Raw genomic sequence first — 15,636 nt, 5'->3', positions numbered from 1 at the left:
CGACTTCAGCGTTGCGTCACCAGATTCTCGGCCCCGCGCTCACGCACCCAGAACAGTGTCGCGCCAGCCACCGCGGCCGGCATCATCAGGATGTTCACCACCGGAATCAGCAACACCAGATAGACGATCCCGCCAAAGCTCATGCTCTGCCAGCGCTTCTGGCGCAACCAGGCGAGCATTTCGTTCCAGCCCAGCTTGTGGTTGTCCGCCGGGTAGTCGATGTACTGGATCGCCATCATCCACACCCCGAACAGCAGCCACAGCGGCGCGGCGACGATGTTCACCACCGGGATGAACGAGAGGATGAACAGGCCGATCGCCCGGGGCAGGAAGTAACCGAGCTTGCGCATTTCCCGGGCCAGGGTGCGCGGGATCATGGCGATCAGTTCGCTCCAACTGAAGGCCGGAAAGTCGTCGGTGCCGCGCACCACCACTTCAACCTTTTCCGCGAGGAAACCGTTGAACGGTGCGGCGATCACGTTGGCCAGCATGGTGAAGGTGAAGAACACCATCAATGCCACCAATACCACGAACAGTGGCCACAGGATGTAACTGAGAAAGCTCAGCCATTCGGGCAGCGACGGCATCAGCGTGTCGACCCACAGGCTGAACTGGTGGCCGGCCAGATAGATCAATCCGACGAACAGCACCAGGTTGATGGCCAGCGGCAGCAGCACGAACAGGCGCAAGCCCGGGCTCAAGACCAGTTTGAGGCCTTCGCGCAGGTATTGCGGGCCGGACAGAACAGGGGCGGGCATAAGGTGCTCCGAGCAAGGGAAAACGCGCCGACCTTACCGACTTTGCAGAACCTGTGAAAGCGCGGCGGCGGGATCGACATTCACTGTAACAAAGACGTCCATCTCGTCAGTGTGTCGGCATAGAGACCACCTATGAGCTGGATTGTTAAACCGTATTTCCTTAATCTTGCCCCCCTCGATACGCTGCACCCAACTTTTTACAGGACTGTCGAGCTCACGCCTTCCCCAAGGTTATCCACAGTCCTTTTTTATTCCCGCCGGCAGTCCGGCGTCCGGCCAGGTGACTTGGCCGGTCAACAGGAGCAGGTTCATGTCTGAAGTCCGTCATTCGCGAGTGATCATCCTCGGTTCCGGCCCTGCCGGTTACAGCGCTGCCGTCTACGCTGCCCGCGCCAACCTCAAGCCGCTGCTGATCACCGGCATGCAGGCCGGCGGTCAACTGACCACCACCACCGAAGTCGACAACTGGCCGGGCGACGTCCATGGTCTGACCGGCCCGGTGCTGATGGAGCGCATGCGCGAGCACGCCGAGCGTTTTGAAACCGAGATCGTCTTCGATCACATCAACGCCGTGGACTTTGCTTCCAAGCCATACAGCCTGACCGGCGACAGCGGCACCTACACCTGCGACGCGCTGATCATCGCCACCGGCGCCAGCGCCCGTTATCTGGGCCTGCCGTCGGAAGAAGCGTTCATGGGCAAAGGCGTTTCGGCCTGCGCGACCTGCGACGGTTTCTTCTATCGCAACAAGCCGGTGGCCGTGGTCGGTGGCGGCAACACTGCTGTGGAAGAAGCGCTTTACCTGGCGAACATCGCCAGCAAGGTCACCCTGATCCACCGTCGCGAAACCTTCCGCGCCGAGAAGATCCTGATCGACAAGCTCAACGCCCGCGTGGCCGAAGGCAAGATCGAGCTGAAGCTGAACGCGACCCTGGACGAAGTGCTGGGTGACAACATGGGCGTGACCGGTGCGCGTCTGAAGAACAACGATGGCAGCTTCGACGAAATCAAGGTCGACGGCGTGTTCATCGCGATTGGCCACACTCCGAACACCTCGCTGTTCGAAGGTCAGCTGGAATTGAAAGACGGCTACTTGGTCGTTCAGGGCGGCCGTGAAGGTAACGCCACTGCGACCAGCGTCGAAGGCATCTTCGCTGCCGGTGACGTGGCCGACCACGTTTACCGTCAGGCCATCACCTCGGCCGGCGCCGGCTGCATGGCGGCACTGGACACCGAGCGTTACCTGGACGGTTTGCAGAACGCTTCGTTCTAAGATCGCAGGCATGAAAAAACCGGCCAATTGGCCGGTTTTTTCATGCCCGTTATTCACAGCCACCACGACGGTGATCGTTCCCACGCTCTGCGTGGGAATGCCTCATCTGGACGCTCTGCGTCCTTGGGACGCGGAGCGTCCCCGGCTGCATTCCCACGCGGAGCGTGGGAACGATCTGACGCGAAGAATTAGCGGCGGGTCAGGGGTTGGGTGGTGAACTTCACGCCCGCCAGACCGTGCTGGATCAGCGCACGGATATTGCCGTGATCGCTGCCTTCAGGTGTTGCCACGACCGAACGGTAGTGCTCGCCGAACGCCAGCAGCGCTTCTTCATCGCTCAAGCCTTCCAGCAACGCCAGACCCAGAGTCTTGCACGAACCTTCGTTCTGCCCGGCGGCGTTTTCCACGCCGCCGTTGTTGAACGCCTGCGGCTGGTAGTCGTAACCGGCGGCGATGAAGGCCAGCGTGTCGGCAAAAACGTGTTCGCCGCTCTTGAGGCTGGCGCGCAGGGTGTTCAGATCACTCATGGGGTTTTCCTTTGGCGAACGCCGCTTGCTGTTCGGCGCTGGCTTCTTGCTGATATTGGGCTTTCCACTCGGCGTACGGCATGCCGTAAACCACTTCACGGGCATCGTCGAGGCTGACCTCGATCCGGCGCTCGTCGGCCTCGGCCTTGTACCACTTGGACAGGCAGTTGCGGCAGAACCCGGCAAGGTTCATCAGGTCGATGTTCTGCACGTCCTTGCGGCTGTCCAGGTGGGCAACCAGTCGGCGGAAGGCGGCGGCTTCGAGTTCGAGGCGTTGTTGCTCGGTCATGATGGGCTCTGTGCAGTCAAATCGTGGCGCGGATGATAAAAGTCTGACGCCCGGAGCGCCAGACACGTTCAGCGGCTGGCGGCGAGCGTGATCGACACCGACTCGGCAAATCGCAAGGCATGCGGCTTGTCGACTTCGACTTCGGCGTACAGCACCGATTCGTTGGCCATTACCAGATCCAGCAGCTCCTGGGTCAGGCGTTCGAGCAGGGCAAAACGGTTGCCCTCCACGTGGGCGATGATCGCCTTGGTGATGGTGCGGTAGTTCAGCGCGTGGTCGATGTCGTTGTCACGCACCGCTTCCTGTGCGGCGTACAGGATGGTCAGGTTGATCAGCACATCCTGCTTGTTGAGGATTTCGTCCTCGTTGATCCCGATAAAGGTGCGCAGGCGCAGATCCTTGACCCGGATGCGCGCCATTCCCGGTTGAAGTTGTGGCATTTACTTGCTCCGTCCAATCAATTGCAGGAACTCCTGACGGGTGTTGCTCGACTCGCGGAAGGCGCCGAGCATGACCGAGGTGTTCATGGTCGAATTCTGTTTCTCGACACCGCGCATCATCATGCACATGTGCCGGGCTTCGATGACCACCGCGACACCGGCAGCATCGGTGACTTGCCGGACCGCCTCGGCGATCTGGCGGGTGAGGTTTTCCTGGATCTGCAGGCGGCGGGCGAACATATCCACCAGCCGCGCGATCTTCGACAGCCCCAGCACCTTGCCCGTCGGAATATAAGCCACATGGGCCTTGCCGATGAAGGGCAGCAGGTGATGTTCGCACAACGAATAGAGCTCGATGTCGGCGACGATGATCATCTCGTCGCTGTCGGAGGCAAACAGCGCGCCATTGACGATCTCGTCGACGCTCTGTTCGTAGCCGTGACACAGATACTGCATGGCCTTGGCCGCCCGCACCGGCGTGTCGAGCAGCCCTTCGCGGTCAGGGTTTTCACCGAGACCGATCAGGATCTCGCGGTAATTCTCGGGCAGGGAACGGGTCATGGAGCATCCTCGCAGGGGCGTATTACTTGACGTGCCGCCCGCCGTTGACGGTCAGGGTCGTGCCGGTGACATACGGGTTGTCGAGCAGATAACGCACGCTCTGATAAATCACTTCGCTGCCGGGTTCGATGCCCAGCGCGGACTTGGCCAGCGCCTTGGCACGGTACGCCGCGTCGTCGTCGGGATTGAACAATAGCAGGGCCGGCGCAATGCCGTTGACCTTGATTGACGGCGCGTAGCGCGCAGCGAAGGACAACGTGAGACTGTCGAGCCCGGCCTTGCTGGCGCAATAGCCGATGTGTTTGCTGCTGCCCTTGCGGGTGACGTCATCGCTGATGTGGATGATGTCGGCAGGGCTCGAACGTTGCAGCAGTTCCGCGCAATGCAGGTTGATCAGGTACGGCGCCAGCATGTGGATGTTGAACATCCGGCTGAAGGCTTCGGCTTCGCCGTCACCGGTTTCCGCCAGCCACTCCGAGGCGTTGTGCACGATCGCGCGCAGGCTGTCGGTGTGTGACTTCAGCTCGGTGATGAAGGCGAGGATCGAAGCTTCGCTGGAAAAGTCCGCGTGCAACCCTAGGGCGCCCAGATCCCGCAAGGTCTTCACACCCGGCCGTTCACTGCGGTAAGTGAAGATGACCCGATGGCCGTCTTCCAGCAGACGCTGCGCACAATGCAGGCCGACCCGCTGGCCGGCGCCGGTGATGAGGATGGGAGCTGTGGGAGAAGTCATGTACGGCTCGCGTCGAAGTCAGAGCAAAAACTATAACAGCGACGCGAGCGGCAGCTTCAGCGATTTTGCGTGGAGGGTGCGGCAGGCAGCGGGCGTGCAGGCGCCGGGTTGAGCCAGCCGGCCAGCAGGCGGGTCGACAGCGGAATGAAGAAATAGACCATCAACGGGGTCAGGCACAGCGTGCTGATGAAGACTCTCGGCAACAGGCTCATTTCAGCGAGCAGCGGGCCCAGCACGAAATTGAACAGCAGCGACACCGGGAAGAACGCGAGCCAGATCGCCACGGCCTGTTTCCAGCGCGGCGGGCGATGCCCGGCGGCTCCGAACCAGCCTTCGATCCCGCTGACCCGATGTTCGGTCGGGTGGGCGAACAGATCGCTGCCGCGGGCCAACCATGCAGTGCGCGATGCCGAATGTTCCCAGGCGTGCAGGGTCTGTTCGTCGACGAAGCGGAAAATGATCTGGAATTCATCGTCGCCGGGAGGCGGAGCCAGTACGCCGGAGCCGAGATAACCGGGGAAGTCGGTGGCCAGTTGTTCGCCTTCTCGCAACCAGGCGATCAGATCCTGATAACGGCCATTGGCGACACGACGCGCGACCATCAGCGTGACGGGGGAAGTAGACATTGTGTATCTCCGTATTGCATGTGCGTCGCTCCGGGTAAGAACTTCGCCTGACGCAGCGCCGGGGTAGAGGGCTGCGTTTTTGACAAGCAAGGATTATTCCTTATTTCCGTGACGAACCCGAGACTTTCGTTCCATTTGATCGCTTGAACCTTCATGGGGCATCAGGAGTAGAATGGATCCAACTTTGCCAACAAGGACGTGTCCGCACCAATGCCTGTGATCACAGACGTTCGCCCTGCTTCGCAGGAATCTGTTGCGCTGGAGCGCGAGGATCTTTTCCCTATACGTGAAGTGGCGCGCCTGACCGGGGTGAACCCGGTGACGTTGCGCGCATGGGAGCGGCGATACGGATTGATCCAGCCAACGCGCACCGAGAGTGGGCATCGCCTGTATTCGATGACCGATATCGAGCGTGTTCGCAGCATCGTCGACTGGATCGACCGGGGTGTTGCCGTGAGCAAGGTGGGCAAGATCCTGGCCAAGACCGAGCCGATGAAGGTGCTGGCTCATCTGATTCCCGATGACCTGGTGCATGCGGACTATATCCAGTGGCAGGAGCAGGTTCAGCAGGCGGTCAGCTCTTTCGACGATCAGTTGCTTGATCGGGTCTACGGTCAGATTTTCTCTTCCTATGCTTTGCCCGTGGTGTTTCAGGACATCCTGATGCCGCTGTGGCTGCAAATGCTGCAGCGTCAGGATGCATTCGGGCAAACCAGTGAGTGGTTGTTCTTCGATGGTTTTCTGAGAGCCAAGGTGCTGCAGCGCATTGTCGTGCTGCGTGGCTCGCAGCCGCGCAAGGTGATTGTCAGCGCGCTGGCCGGTCAATGTCGCGAGCTCGAATTGCTGGTGGCGGCGCTGTTCCTCAGTGGCAATGACGCGGGCGTTCGTGTGCTCACGACCGGTCAGCCGTTCGATGAGCTGACGCTGGTGTGCGAAAAGATCAAACCTCAAGCCCTGGTGCTGTTTTCCAATCACGCACCGACTGCCGAACTTCCACGGCGGCTGAACCGGTTGGCGCTGAGTCTGGATTGTCAGTTGCTGCTGGCGGGCGATGCGGCCGATCTGGCCCAGGACAGCCTGGCGGGATCATCGGTCGGCTGTCTGGGCAATGAAGGTTCGACCATGCGCCAGCGCATGAATCAGTTTCTGGCGGGGACGCTGGATACCTGAGTATCAGGTGTGCAGGGCAGGGTGGGTCAGACGATGCTGTTGCAGAATGAACTGGCGCAGACGCTCGGTTTCGTCGGCATCGCTCTGGCTCAGCTCGTAAGCGTAAAAGCCGCTTTCGGTTTCCCGCTCGAACGTCCCGCGCAGGGCGATCCGCTCGTAGCCCGAGGGGCTGAACCACAAGGCAAAATGCTTCGGCGGTTTGGTCTTGTTGCGCACTTCCAAGAGCACACCCTTGTGCGAAACCTCGTGCACCCACAGCGTACCTGGCTGGCCCTTGGCATTTTCCAGTGCCACTGGCTCTTCCAGGGTCAGGCGCCATGGACGCACCATCGGCCCGTCTTCATAGATGCTCGGTACACCCAGGCGCAGGTGCAGGGCGTGAAATTCGTCTTCCACCAGATGCAGCGGGAACGTCATCTGCTGATTTTCGAAGTTGGCCTGGATGGTGACTTGCTCATGGGCCGCCAGACGCGTGAGCAGGTCACGGATCTGCGAACCACCATTGACCAGCAGGCTCGACGTCGCATCCCGCACATTGAGTTGCGGGTTGTGTTGCATGGTCTGGATGAAATCCAGCTCATCCTGAGTGAGGAGGGCGTCGCGCTGCATGGTTAACTCGAAATGAATAATTACAAAGTCATTGGTGATTGTAGTTACTGACACTTAGTTCGCAGTTTTGTTTGCGCCGTTCGTCGCTTTCAAGGCTGCAAGTTCTGCTTCCAGTGCCGCCACCTGGGCTTCCAGTTGCGCAACCCGCTGCTGAGCCTTGACCTGAACGGTGACGTCCTTTTGCACGCCGACGAAGTAGGTCTGCCCGTCGTCCACATTTTTAACCGTTGAAAGAGACAGCTCGTTCCAGAACGGCGTGCCGTCCTTGCGGTAGTTACGCAGAATTTCCCGGCACGAGCCGTTGTTGCGCAGAGCATTGCGGATCAGGGCCAGGTTCTCCTGATCGCGATCGCCCGACTGCAGGAAACGGCAATCCTGATAAAGGATTTCTTCGCTGGTGTAGCCGGTCAGGCGTTCGAAGGCCGGGTTCACGTAAATCAGGATGTTGTCGTCCTTACCCTCCCGTTCGGCCACCACGATTCCATCGTTCGACGCGTTGATCACCATTTGCATGAGACTGGCATTGATCATCTGTGAATCCTTTCAAGGTTATCGACCGCAGGCATTCTAGAAGATCGCCCGGCGCTGTCTACTGGCCATCAGCGCTTATCGAGAGCCAATCGCAACATGACGTCGCCGGCTGTTACTATCGGCGCTCTTTTTTTCAGTTTCAGGATCAGATTGATGAAAGTCGCCATCCTCTCCGGCTCGGTGTACGGCACGGCCGAAGAAGTCGCTCGCCACGCTCAGAGCCTGTTGAACGCCGCCGGTTTTGAAACCTTCTACAACTCGCGCGCCAGCCTTGCCGATCTCCAGGCTTTTGGCCCTGAAGCCTTGCTTGGCGTGACCTCGACCACCGGCATGGGTGAGCTTCCGGATAACCTGCAACCATTGTATTCAGCCATTCGCGATCAGTTACCGGCGGCCTGGCGGGGCTTGCCCGGTGCGGTAATCGCCTTGGGTGACGCCAGCTACGGCGACACTTTCTGCGGCGGCGGCGAACAACTGCGCGAGTTGTTCGGCGAACTGGGCGTACGCGAGGTGCAGGACATGCTGCGCATCGACGCCAGCGAAAGCGTTACCCCGGAAACCGACGCCGAGCCTTGGCTGCAACAGTTGATCGCCACGCTCAAGGGCTGATCCCGCGTTCACGCAGCAGCGCCAGCCAGGCCTGCGCTGCCTTTGACAGATAGGCGCCCCGGCGCCAGATGAACGCGATGTCCCAGCGCAGGTAATCCGGCGCGTTCAAGGTCAGGCGCACCACGCCTGGCCGCACCAGACCGCGCGCCACCACGCTGGGCAGCAACACCACGCCTTGCCCGGCCGCGACCAGCGCCGCGAGAAAATCCGCCTGACCACTGCGCCCGCCTTCCTTCGGCGTGAAGCCCATTTGCTGGCACGCCTGAAGCAAACGATCGTTGAGCACGAAACTGCGCTGATACAAAAGGAACGGCGTATCGGCCAGTTCCTCCAGACCGATTTCGCCTTTTGCCGCCAGCGGGTGATCCACCGGAAGCAGCGCATCCAGCGGTTCATCACAGAACGGCTGAAAGTCGAATTGCGGATCCTTCGGCAGCAGACTGCCACCCAACTCCAGCTCCCCGCTGAGCACCGCCTGTTCGATATTGCGGCTGCCACCTTCAAGCAACTGCACGCTGATGTTCGGATAGCGCCGTCGGTATTCGGCAAACAGCCCGGCAAACAATGCATCGCTGCCCAGCAAGGGCAGCCCGAGACGTAACTCGCCCCGTGCCAGTTGGCTGAGGTCATCCAGTTCGCTGAGCAATTCATTGCGCAAGCGCAGCATGCCTTCGGCCCGATGCAACACCACACTGCCGGCGGCGGTCAGGCGTATCTGCGAGCCGAGCCGTTCGAGAAGCGGGGTGCCGAGACTCTGTTCGAGCTGGGCGATCTGCTTGCTCACGGCGGACTGACTGATGTGCAGGGTCTTCGCGGCTTGGGTGAAGCCGCCTTGATGAATGACTTCGACAAAGCTTTTGAGCTGTTTGAATTCCATGGCCCGATTCCAGATTGGAATGGCTTTGAGTCTAACAATTCGCTTCGGAGATGGCAGGCAGCTTCGTAAAATAGGCACCCGAAAGGAGCCCACCGATGAAAGCCTCGACCGTTAAATACCTCTCTCGCCTGCTGGCCGAACTGGCCGTGCTGCTCGCTTTTTACCTGCTCGGCTGCCAGATCGCAGCGTGGCTGGCCTGGCCGATTCCCGGCGGCGTGATCGGCATGGCGCTATTGCTGCTGGGCTTTGCGTTCGGCTGGATTAAACCGGCGGCGCTGCAAATGGGCGCCGGCCTGTTGATGGCCGAGATGCTGCTGTTCTTCATTCCCGCGCTGATGAGCCTGCTGGATTACGGCGCGTTGTTGCGTGACGACGGTTGGCGGATTCTGCTGGTGATCGCCGCCAGTACGTTGATGGTGATGCTGGTGACCGCGTTCACAGTAGAGCTGGCCGTGCGCCTGAGGCGGTCCCATGAAGCTTGAGCTGATGCCGATGTTCTGGCTGGCGTTCACGTTGCTGGCCTACCTGTTCAGTCGCTGGCTGTATCGCCGGACCGGGCGTTACGTGCTGTCGCCACTGATTTTGGTCCCCGCGTTGCTGCTGGCGCTTGCCGTGCCGCTGCACACCGCTTACGCCGAATATTCGAGCAACACCCATTGGCTGATGCTGGTACTGGGCCCGGTCACCGTGGCGTTTGCGGTGCCGATCTGGCAACAGCGGCGTTTGCTGGTGCGGCATTGGTCAGCGTTGCTGCTGGGCATGCTGGCCGGCAGTGCGGCGTCCATCGCCACCTCGTTCGGCCTCGCGAAAGCGCTGGCGCTGGACAGTTCGGTGACGCTGTCACTGGTGCCGCGTTCGATCACTACGCCGTTCGCCATGCCGCTGGCACAGGACCTGGGTGGCGTGCCTGAGCTGACAGCGGTGTTCGTGATGTTCACCGGTGTGTTCGGCGCGATGCTCGGTGGTGTGCTGCTCAAGTGGCTGCCGTTGCGCAGCGCCCTGGCGCGCGGTGCATTGTTCGGCGTCGGTGCGCACGGTGCCGGGGTCAGCCGGGCCCATGAAGTGGGCGGCGAAGAAGGTTCGGTGGCGGGGTTGGTGATGGTGCTGACGGGACTGCTCAATCTGTTCGCCGCGCCTTTGTTGGCGTCGTTGCTTTGACGTGGATCCAAGCGGTTTGCGTCGCTGACTCGCTCAGTCATCAAGCTGGCTGCCAATGCAACTACGCGATCATCCGGGGCTGACTAGACTGCTGACATACGCAAAAACAATAAGAACGCAGAGGTGCATACAGTGAGCGTAGCCCCCGTCCCTTCATCCGTGAATGTCAAAGATCAGGTCAGTGCCGCGGAATGGCAGACCCGGGTCGATCTGGCCGCCTGTTATCGTCTGGTCGCGCTGCATGGCTGGGACGATCTGATCTTCACCCACATTTCCGCCAAGGTGCCCGGCACCGAAGATTTCCTGATCAACCCGTTCGGCCTGATGTTCCATGAGATCACCGCGTCCAGTCTGGTGAAGGTCGACCAGGCCGGCAACAAACTCATGGACAGCCCCTACGAGATCAATCCCGCCGGCTACACGATCCACAGCGCCGTGCACGAAGTGCGGCACGACGTGGCCTGCGTGCTGCACACCCACACCGCTTCGGGTGTCGCGGTGTCGGCGCAGAAGCAGGGCGTGTTGCCGATCAGTCAGCAATCGCTGTTCGTACTGTCGAGCCTGGCCTTTCACGCCTATGAAGGGGTGGCCCTCAACCATGAAGAGAAAGCGCGGTTGCAGGCGGACCTGGGTGACAACAATTTCCTGATGCTGCACAACCACGGTTTGCTGACCTGTGGCGGCACCATCGCCGACACGTTTCTGATGATGTTCACCTTCCAGCGTGCCTGCGACATTCAGGTCATGGCGCAGACCGGCGGGGCCGAACTGATCGCCATCGAACCGCAGATTCTGGCAGGGGCCAAGGCAATGATTGCCGGCGTCACCAAAAGTGCTCAAGGCATGGGAGGCGCGCTGGCCTGGCCGGCGCTGCTGCGCAAACTCGATAAACAAGACCCGGGGTACAGACTCTAATGCCTCTCGCCGAGATCCCTCTGAGTGTCTGGCGCAAGCGCAGCCAGACGTTTGTCTTCCGTGGTCAGCCGATCCGCTACTGGACGGCCGGGCAGGGCGATCCGCTGCTGCTGATCCACGGCTTTCCGACGGCCAGCTGGGACTGGCATTACCTGTGGCAGCCGCTGTCCCAGCGCTACCGGGTGATTGCCTGCGACATGCTCGGCTTTGGCGACTCGGCCAAACCGCTGAATCACACCTACAGCCTGCTGGAGCAGGCCGATCTGCAACAGGCCTTGCTGGCGCATCTGCAGGTCGAACAACCGGTGCACATTCTGGCCCACGACTACGGCGACAGTGTTGCCCAGGAACTGCTGGCCCGGCATTACGAAGATCGGATCGAGGTCGCCAGTTGCGTATTCCTCAACGGTGGTCTGTTCCCGGAAACCCATCGGCCGCTGCTGGCGCAAAAGCTGCTGCTAAGCCCTTTGGGCTGGATGATCGGCCGGGCATTCACCCGCGATGCGCTGGTGAAGAGTTTCCAGCAGATTTTCGGCCCGGACACCCGGCCCAGTGAAAGCGAGATGGATGATTTCTGGAGCCTGATCGAATGCAATCGCGGGCAACGGGTCATGCACAAGCTGATTCACTACATTCCCGAACGACGGGTTCAGCGTGATCGCTGGGTCGCGGCAATGCAGCGTGGCGAGGTGCCGTTGCGGGTGATCGATGGCGAAGTCGATCCGATTTCCGGGGCGCACATGGTTGAACGGTATCGCGAGCTGATCCCTGACGCCGACACGGTGCAGTTGCCGGGCATCGGTCACTACCCGCAAATAGAAGCGCCGGTGCAGGTGCTCAGGCACTACCTCGAATTTCGCGATCACTTCGTGCTGCCTCCGCGCAAGGTGGCGTGTTCCTGAGTTCGTGCCGCAGGCGCCTGGCGCCTCGGCACGTTTTCATCATCCTTCAGCCTTATCGCGCACCATTCAGCCCCAGCCGTGTTCGTTGTGACCGCACGCTCTGTGCCTGACACTCAGGGACACTGTCCCTCAGGTCTGCTGGAGTTGCCCCGATGAATGAGTCTGTGCGTTTCGAAGATAAAGTCGTGATCGTCACCGGAGCCGGTGGTGGCCTGGGACGCGCTCACGCTTTGCTGTTCGCCAAACAGGGCGCCAAAGTGCTGGTCAACGACCTCGGCGGCTCGACTCAGGGCGAAGGCGCCAACGCTTCGGCCGCCGACCGCGTGGTGGCGGAAATCCGCGAGGCCGGCGGCGTCGCCGAAGCCAACCACGATTCGGTTACCGACGGCGACAAACTGGTACAGAACGCCCTCGACGTGTTCGGTCGCGTCGATGTCGTGGTCAACAACGCCGGGATCCTGCGCGACAAGACCTTCCATAAAATGGAAGACGCCGACTGGGATCTGGTCTATCGCGTCCACGTCGAAGGCGCCTATAAAGTGACCCGCGCCGCCTGGCCCCATCTGCGCGAGCAGAACTACGGCAGGGTGATCTTCACCGCCTCGACCTCGGGCATCTACGGCAATTTCGGCCAGTCCAACTACGGCATGGCCAAACTCGGCCTCTACGGCCTGACCCGCACCCTGGCCATCGAAGGTCGCAAGAACAACATCCTGGTCAACGCCATCGCTCCCACCGGCGGCACCCGCATGACCGAAGGCCTGATTCCGCCGCAAGTGTTCGAACAACTCAAGCCTGAACTGGTCAGCCCGCTGGTGGTGTACCTGGCCAGTGAACAGTGCCAGGAAACCTCGGGCCTGTTCGAAGTCGGCGGCGGCTGGATGGGCAAGGTGCGCTGGGAGCGCAGCCTGGGCGCCGGCTTCGATCCACGCGTCGGGTTTTCCCCGGAAGACGTCGCGGCGCACTGGCAGCAGATCTGTGATTTCGAAGGTGCGGCGCATCCGAAGGACAACATCGAGGCGCTGAAGGAAATGATGGGGAATCTGCAGAAGTATTCGTTGTAACCCGAAGTGGCCACCAGGTGAGAGCCTGGTGGCCGATTTGCCGATCAGGTGTATCTGTTTTCGATCATGAATTTTGGTGGGGACCAGTTCGGGCCTTTGATCGCCAGGCCGTGCTCTCCGAGAGCAAGTACCCCGGCGTCGAAGAGGCGGGAGTAGGCGTTTTCGAGTGCGCCATACTCTTTGAGGATGTCACGGTTATAGAGTCTGATCATCCTGTCCAGATGTGGATTTGCTTTGATCAACGCGAACACTGCAACGATGTCATCAAGAGACTCGTTTTTTACGATTTGTTCGACAGTATTCATTTCCACATCTCCTTCAACAACCTTTGGTATTCGAGTTCCACTTGTTCTGCGTCGGCGGCCAGCGCTTCAGGTGTGTACAGCAGCGAAGCATCGTCTTTGAGTTTGAAGTCTTCCAGCGTTGCTGTGTGAACATTGTTCCACACAGGAGAGTTCGGATCAGGTCGTTCGTTATCCCCATATCCCAAGGCTCTGAATCTTTCTAGCTCTCTCAACTCATGAGTGTAGAAGCGCTTGTCTGTATCCGTTATCTCAAGCTCTCCGCTGATGATTTTTTCCAGGCGATCAATCATTACCTTATTGGCGGCCGATTCAGGAAATCTTGAGATGTGTAGTCGCACAGTGCTTGCTCCTTCTAATGTTGCAGTTACAGGGGACCACTCCAAGTCAAGAATTGGTCCACCGGTTTCCTCGGGGTTAAACGCGCGGCCACTGTGCTCGCCACCTTCAACGCCTCCCTCATAGGGACTGCTGAACACTACAAGCAACGGCGGCAATCCGGACTCAATCGGAAAGACCGTGATAAACCCGCCAAACCCATACCGATCCAGCTCGGGAAACGGATCGATTCGTCCCTCGTCTGGAACAACTTCAGCACCGTCGTAGACCGGTGGATCGTTATCGGCCAGCGGCAGGTTGGTCGAGGTATCTTGTGGTTGTACCAACGGCGTCCAGGTCAGCGTGGGACCGCTGGTGTCGCTGGCGGTGGAAACGTAGACGTTTTTACTGGCGTCGAAGCGAGCGGCTCTCACGGGAACATGGGCGGGGACTGTCACTCCGTCCGTCGTGACTACGACGAATTCGACTTTGTCGCCCATCGTCGACGAGCCCAGCCTGACCGGCAGATCGACTGTTCCACCGACGGCCGCCAAGTGTTGAAGATCTGCGTTCAGATCCGGTGCGAGGTCCGACAAGGGAACGCTGGCCGAATACAGGTCGCTGTTCCCCAGTCTTGAAGGGGCGAGCAACGCCGCGAACCCGACGATCAGCGGTGCGGCAGCGGTGGAGATAGCGGTCAGCGCAAGGGACACCGCGGTTTGAAGCGATGTCCTGAGCGCCAGAGTCGTGGCCAGGTTGTTGCCAAAAACGCCGAGCGGGCCGGTAAAGGTGGGACCCAAAGCGGCCATTGAACCCGCATTGGCAAAGAACGGAGGTTGTCCGGTTTTGGCGTTTTCGGCTTGCCGTTGCGCCTGCTCCCTGGCGATCTTGCGTGCCTTTTTGCGCTGTCTTTTTTGTGCTTTTCGCAACGCCTTCTGCTGTTTTTCCTGACGGGTTTTTTCAGCCAGCTGGAGGCGCTCTTCATTTCGGCGCTGGATATCGGCTTGCGCTTGCTGGCGTGCATGCTCGGCAGCAATCTGCTGCGCGGCGGCTTGGGCGGCGATTTGTGCCTGTTCAGCTGCCAGCCGTTGCGCTTCAGCCAGCGCAGCCAGGCGCGCCTGCTCACGGGCTTGGATTTCCTGCTGCTCTTTTTGCCGACGCGCAGTTTCTGCCAGTGCTGCGAGTCGTGCCTGTTCATTGATGCGCGCCAGTTCGGCAGCGGCCCTTTGCGCCTCCTGTTGCGCAGCGATGCGTGCCTGATCGCTGGCCTGCACCGAGGCCAGCCAATTGAGCACATTCACATGCTGCTGGTTGAGCATCTGGATCGATTGCGCAAGCAGCCTCGCGTCGTGGGCGGCTCTGTACGAAGCCGTCCAGGCCTGCATGGCCAGTCCGCCGGGCATGACTCGCGCTTCCATCGTCGAAGCTTTCCGGTAGAAATCAAGCAGGCTTCGATTGAACGGGTCACCGCCATAAAACAGGTTGGCCAACGCCGTTTTCTGATGCAGCTCGGCGGACTTCCTGAGTATCAGAGTATTGCGAACGCCCAGCTCCCGAATGATTGCTTCGGCCGGTGGCAACGGGTGGGTGGAGCCTTCAAGTCGGGTGGCGGCCAATTCATGTTCGAGGGTCTGAGCCAGCTGGCTGGCGCGGGATTGATATTCCTGGGCGTAGGATTTTTTGGTGGCGTCGATCGTGTTCGAGTTGATGATGACGATGTTTTGCGGGCCGAAATCGTGCGGGCCAAACATGCCACTGGGCGGAAGGGTGGCACCGGTCGCCGAGGCAACCGGGATGTGCAACGGCGCGACGGCTGTCGTGTGGACGGCTTCGGTCAACTCCCATGTCGGGGGCTTTTGCATATTCATATCCTTTTGAATGTGCTTGTTCTGAATTTAAACGGGGGGGCATGGAATCTACGTTTCGTCATTTAAAGTTACATTGGAAATGGCGGACGCGAGTCTGAGATGGGCG

The 15,636-nt window shown here is 60.2% G+C and carries 20 protein-coding genes; 8 read left to right on the top strand and 12 right to left on the bottom strand.

All coding sequences use genetic code 11. The annotated features are described in order from the left end of the window. Nucleotides 1-5: 5 nt before the first annotated feature. On the bottom strand, nucleotides 6-758 hold the full coding sequence (cysZ, locus tag AWU82_RS18740) for a sulfate transporter CysZ (RefSeq protein WP_064382512.1): 753 nt from the start codon (nucleotides 756-758) through the stop codon (nucleotides 6-8). A 310-nt stretch (nucleotides 759-1,068) separates the two neighbouring features. Between cysZ and trxB the strand changes: the two genes are divergently transcribed. Next, complete coding sequence (gene trxB, locus AWU82_RS18735) at nucleotides 1,069-2,031, top strand: thioredoxin-disulfide reductase (RefSeq protein ID WP_039769336.1); 963 nt, start codon at nucleotides 1,069-1,071, stop codon at nucleotides 2,029-2,031. 188 nt (nucleotides 2,032-2,219) lie between these two features. On the opposite strand, the gene AWU82_RS18730 is transcribed toward trxB, so the two are convergent. The 6 genes from AWU82_RS18730 to AWU82_RS18705 all read right to left on the bottom strand — a co-directional run bounded on the left by AWU82_RS18730 (nucleotide 2,220) and on the right by AWU82_RS18705 (nucleotide 5,207). Next, nucleotides 2,220-2,558 carry a HopJ type III effector protein gene (locus AWU82_RS18730; RefSeq protein WP_064382511.1) on the bottom strand — a complete coding sequence of 113 codons (339 nt, stop codon included), beginning with the start codon at nucleotides 2,556-2,558 and terminating at the stop codon, nucleotides 2,220-2,222. Then, nucleotides 2,551-2,847 carry a DUF1244 domain-containing protein gene (locus AWU82_RS18725; RefSeq protein ID WP_064382510.1) on the bottom strand — a complete coding sequence of 99 codons (297 nt, stop codon included), beginning with the start codon at nucleotides 2,845-2,847 and terminating at the stop codon, nucleotides 2,551-2,553. Before AWU82_RS18725 ends, AWU82_RS18730 begins: the two co-directional genes overlap by 8 nt. A gap of 68 nt (nucleotides 2,848-2,915) precedes the next feature. Further along, the gene (gene folX / locus AWU82_RS18720; protein ID WP_007957207.1) at nucleotides 2,916-3,287 is read right to left on the bottom strand and encodes a dihydroneopterin triphosphate 2'-epimerase; all 372 of its coding nucleotides are present in this window, start codon (nucleotides 3,285-3,287) and stop codon (nucleotides 2,916-2,918) included. Next, nucleotides 3,288-3,848 carry a GTP cyclohydrolase I FolE gene (folE, locus tag AWU82_RS18715; protein ID WP_064382509.1) on the bottom strand — a complete coding sequence of 187 codons (561 nt, stop codon included), beginning with the start codon at nucleotides 3,846-3,848 and terminating at the stop codon, nucleotides 3,288-3,290. It abuts the gene before it with no gap. A gap of 22 nt (nucleotides 3,849-3,870) precedes the next feature. Then, nucleotides 3,871-4,581 carry a dihydromonapterin reductase gene (gene folM, locus AWU82_RS18710; RefSeq protein ID WP_064382508.1) on the bottom strand — a complete coding sequence of 237 codons (711 nt, stop codon included), beginning with the start codon at nucleotides 4,579-4,581 and terminating at the stop codon, nucleotides 3,871-3,873. A 56-nt stretch (nucleotides 4,582-4,637) separates the two neighbouring features. Further along, nucleotides 4,638-5,207, bottom strand: a complete 570-nt coding sequence (locus tag AWU82_RS18705; RefSeq protein WP_011332499.1) for an antibiotic biosynthesis monooxygenase — start codon at nucleotides 5,205-5,207, stop codon at nucleotides 4,638-4,640. 210 nt (nucleotides 5,208-5,417) lie between these two features. On the opposite strand from AWU82_RS18705, the gene AWU82_RS18700 reads away from it, so the two are divergent. Further along, nucleotides 5,418-6,377: a MerR family transcriptional regulator gene (locus AWU82_RS18700; RefSeq protein WP_064382507.1), complete on the top strand. Its 960-nt coding sequence runs from the start codon at nucleotides 5,418-5,420 to the stop codon at nucleotides 6,375-6,377. Between the two features lie 3 nt (nucleotides 6,378-6,380). On the opposite strand, the gene AWU82_RS18695 is transcribed toward AWU82_RS18700, so the two are convergent. Together AWU82_RS18695 and AWU82_RS18690 are read right to left on the bottom strand one after the other, a co-directional pair. After that, nucleotides 6,381-6,986 carry a hypothetical protein gene (locus tag AWU82_RS18695; RefSeq protein ID WP_039769347.1) on the bottom strand — a complete coding sequence of 202 codons (606 nt, stop codon included), beginning with the start codon at nucleotides 6,984-6,986 and terminating at the stop codon, nucleotides 6,381-6,383. A 54-nt stretch (nucleotides 6,987-7,040) separates the two neighbouring features. Next, entirely contained in the window at nucleotides 7,041-7,517 is a 477-nt protein-coding gene (locus tag AWU82_RS18690) for a PAS domain-containing protein (RefSeq protein ID WP_064382506.1), read from the bottom strand. A gap of 153 nt (nucleotides 7,518-7,670) precedes the next feature. On the opposite strand from AWU82_RS18690, the gene AWU82_RS18685 reads away from it, so the two are divergent. Further along, complete coding sequence (locus AWU82_RS18685) at nucleotides 7,671-8,126, top strand: flavodoxin (RefSeq protein WP_064382505.1); 456 nt, start codon at nucleotides 7,671-7,673, stop codon at nucleotides 8,124-8,126. On the opposite strand, the gene AWU82_RS18680 is transcribed toward AWU82_RS18685, so the two are convergent. Beyond that, nucleotides 8,116-9,003: a LysR family transcriptional regulator gene (locus AWU82_RS18680; RefSeq protein ID WP_064382504.1), complete on the bottom strand. Its 888-nt coding sequence runs from the start codon at nucleotides 9,001-9,003 to the stop codon at nucleotides 8,116-8,118. The genes AWU82_RS18685 and AWU82_RS18680 overlap by 11 nt on opposite strands. Nucleotides 9,004-9,098: 95 nt before the next feature. On the opposite strand from AWU82_RS18680, the gene AWU82_RS18675 reads away from it, so the two are divergent. The 5 genes from AWU82_RS18675 to AWU82_RS18655 all read left to right on the top strand — a co-directional run bounded on the left by AWU82_RS18675 (nucleotide 9,099) and on the right by AWU82_RS18655 (nucleotide 13,042). Next, a complete protein-coding gene (locus tag AWU82_RS18675; protein ID WP_064382503.1) occupies nucleotides 9,099-9,485 on the top strand; it encodes a CidA/LrgA family protein in 387 nt (128 codons plus the stop codon). Continuing rightward, nucleotides 9,475-10,161, top strand: coding sequence for an LrgB family protein (locus AWU82_RS18670; RefSeq protein WP_007957226.1), 687 nt, complete (start codon nucleotides 9,475-9,477; stop codon nucleotides 10,159-10,161). The genes AWU82_RS18675 and AWU82_RS18670 overlap by 11 nt, the downstream gene beginning before the upstream one ends. Nucleotides 10,162-10,293: 132 nt before the next feature. Beyond that, on the top strand, nucleotides 10,294-11,076 hold the full coding sequence (locus tag AWU82_RS18665; RefSeq protein ID WP_039769359.1) for a class II aldolase/adducin family protein: 783 nt from the start codon (nucleotides 10,294-10,296) through the stop codon (nucleotides 11,074-11,076). Then, a complete protein-coding gene (locus AWU82_RS18660) occupies nucleotides 11,076-11,978 on the top strand; it encodes an alpha/beta fold hydrolase (protein WP_064382502.1) in 903 nt (300 codons plus the stop codon). The genes AWU82_RS18665 and AWU82_RS18660 overlap by 1 nt, the downstream gene beginning before the upstream one ends. Before the next feature lie 152 nt (nucleotides 11,979-12,130). After that, on the top strand, nucleotides 12,131-13,042 hold the full coding sequence (locus tag AWU82_RS18655; RefSeq protein ID WP_064382501.1) for an SDR family oxidoreductase: 912 nt from the start codon (nucleotides 12,131-12,133) through the stop codon (nucleotides 13,040-13,042). 44 nt (nucleotides 13,043-13,086) lie between these two features. Here AWU82_RS18655 and AWU82_RS18650 read toward each other — a convergent pair whose 3' ends face one another. Beyond that, complete coding sequence (locus tag AWU82_RS18650) at nucleotides 13,087-13,347, bottom strand: hypothetical protein (RefSeq protein ID WP_064382500.1); 261 nt, start codon at nucleotides 13,345-13,347, stop codon at nucleotides 13,087-13,089. Beyond that, nucleotides 13,344-15,524 (bottom strand): S-type pyocin domain-containing protein, encoded by a 2,181-nt coding sequence (locus tag AWU82_RS18645; protein ID WP_064382499.1) that lies wholly within the window; start codon nucleotides 15,522-15,524, stop codon nucleotides 13,344-13,346. Before AWU82_RS18645 ends, AWU82_RS18650 begins: the two co-directional genes overlap by 4 nt. Nucleotides 15,525-15,636 lie beyond the last annotated feature (112 nt).

The sequence above is a fragment of the Pseudomonas glycinae genome (assembly GCF_001594225.2).
Lineage (GTDB): Bacteria > Pseudomonadota > Gammaproteobacteria > Pseudomonadales > Pseudomonadaceae > Aquipseudomonas > Aquipseudomonas glycinae.
The sequence above is the reverse complement of the archived record's forward strand: the minus strand, read 5'-3'. Positions and strand labels throughout refer to the sequence as shown.

Coding starts and splice junctions, on each gene's coding strand:
- folE (WP_064382509.1), bottom strand. CDS start 3,848: ATGACCCGTTCCCTGCCCGAGAATTACCGCGAGATCCTGATCGGTCTC.
- AWU82_RS18705 (WP_011332499.1), bottom strand. CDS start 5,207: ATGTCTACTTCCCCCGTCACGCTGATGGTCGCGCGTCGTGTCGCCAAT.
- AWU82_RS18730 (WP_064382511.1), bottom strand. CDS start 2,558: ATGAGTGATCTGAACACCCTGCGCGCCAGCCTCAAGAGCGGCGAACAC.
- cysZ (WP_064382512.1), bottom strand. CDS start 758: ATGCCCGCCCCTGTTCTGTCCGGCCCGCAATACCTGCGCGAAGGCCTC.
- AWU82_RS18670 (WP_007957226.1), top strand. CDS start 9,475: ATGAAGCTTGAGCTGATGCCGATGTTCTGGCTGGCGTTCACGTTGCTG.
- AWU82_RS18655 (WP_064382501.1), top strand. CDS start 12,131: ATGAATGAGTCTGTGCGTTTCGAAGATAAAGTCGTGATCGTCACCGGA.
- AWU82_RS18650 (WP_064382500.1), bottom strand. CDS start 13,347: ATGAATACTGTCGAACAAATCGTAAAAAACGAGTCTCTTGATGACATC.
- folM (WP_064382508.1), bottom strand. CDS start 4,581: ATGACTTCTCCCACAGCTCCCATCCTCATCACCGGCGCCGGCCAGCGG.
- AWU82_RS18680 (WP_064382504.1), bottom strand. CDS start 9,003: ATGGAATTCAAACAGCTCAAAAGCTTTGTCGAAGTCATTCATCAAGGC.
- folX (WP_007957207.1), bottom strand. CDS start 3,287: ATGCCACAACTTCAACCGGGAATGGCGCGCATCCGGGTCAAGGATCTG.
- AWU82_RS18675 (WP_064382503.1), top strand. CDS start 9,099: ATGAAAGCCTCGACCGTTAAATACCTCTCTCGCCTGCTGGCCGAACTG.
- AWU82_RS18695 (WP_039769347.1), bottom strand. CDS start 6,986: ATGCAGCGCGACGCCCTCCTCACTCAGGATGAGCTGGATTTCATCCAG.
- trxB (WP_039769336.1), top strand. CDS start 1,069: ATGTCTGAAGTCCGTCATTCGCGAGTGATCATCCTCGGTTCCGGCCCT.
- AWU82_RS18700 (WP_064382507.1), top strand. CDS start 5,418: ATGCCTGTGATCACAGACGTTCGCCCTGCTTCGCAGGAATCTGTTGCG.
- AWU82_RS18660 (WP_064382502.1), top strand. CDS start 11,076: ATGCCTCTCGCCGAGATCCCTCTGAGTGTCTGGCGCAAGCGCAGCCAG.
- AWU82_RS18645 (WP_064382499.1), bottom strand. CDS start 15,524: ATGCAAAAGCCCCCGACATGGGAGTTGACCGAAGCCGTCCACACGACA.
- AWU82_RS18725 (WP_064382510.1), bottom strand. CDS start 2,847: ATGACCGAGCAACAACGCCTCGAACTCGAAGCCGCCGCCTTCCGCCGA.
- AWU82_RS18690 (WP_064382506.1), bottom strand. CDS start 7,517: ATGATCAATGCCAGTCTCATGCAAATGGTGATCAACGCGTCGAACGAT.
- AWU82_RS18685 (WP_064382505.1), top strand. CDS start 7,671: ATGAAAGTCGCCATCCTCTCCGGCTCGGTGTACGGCACGGCCGAAGAA.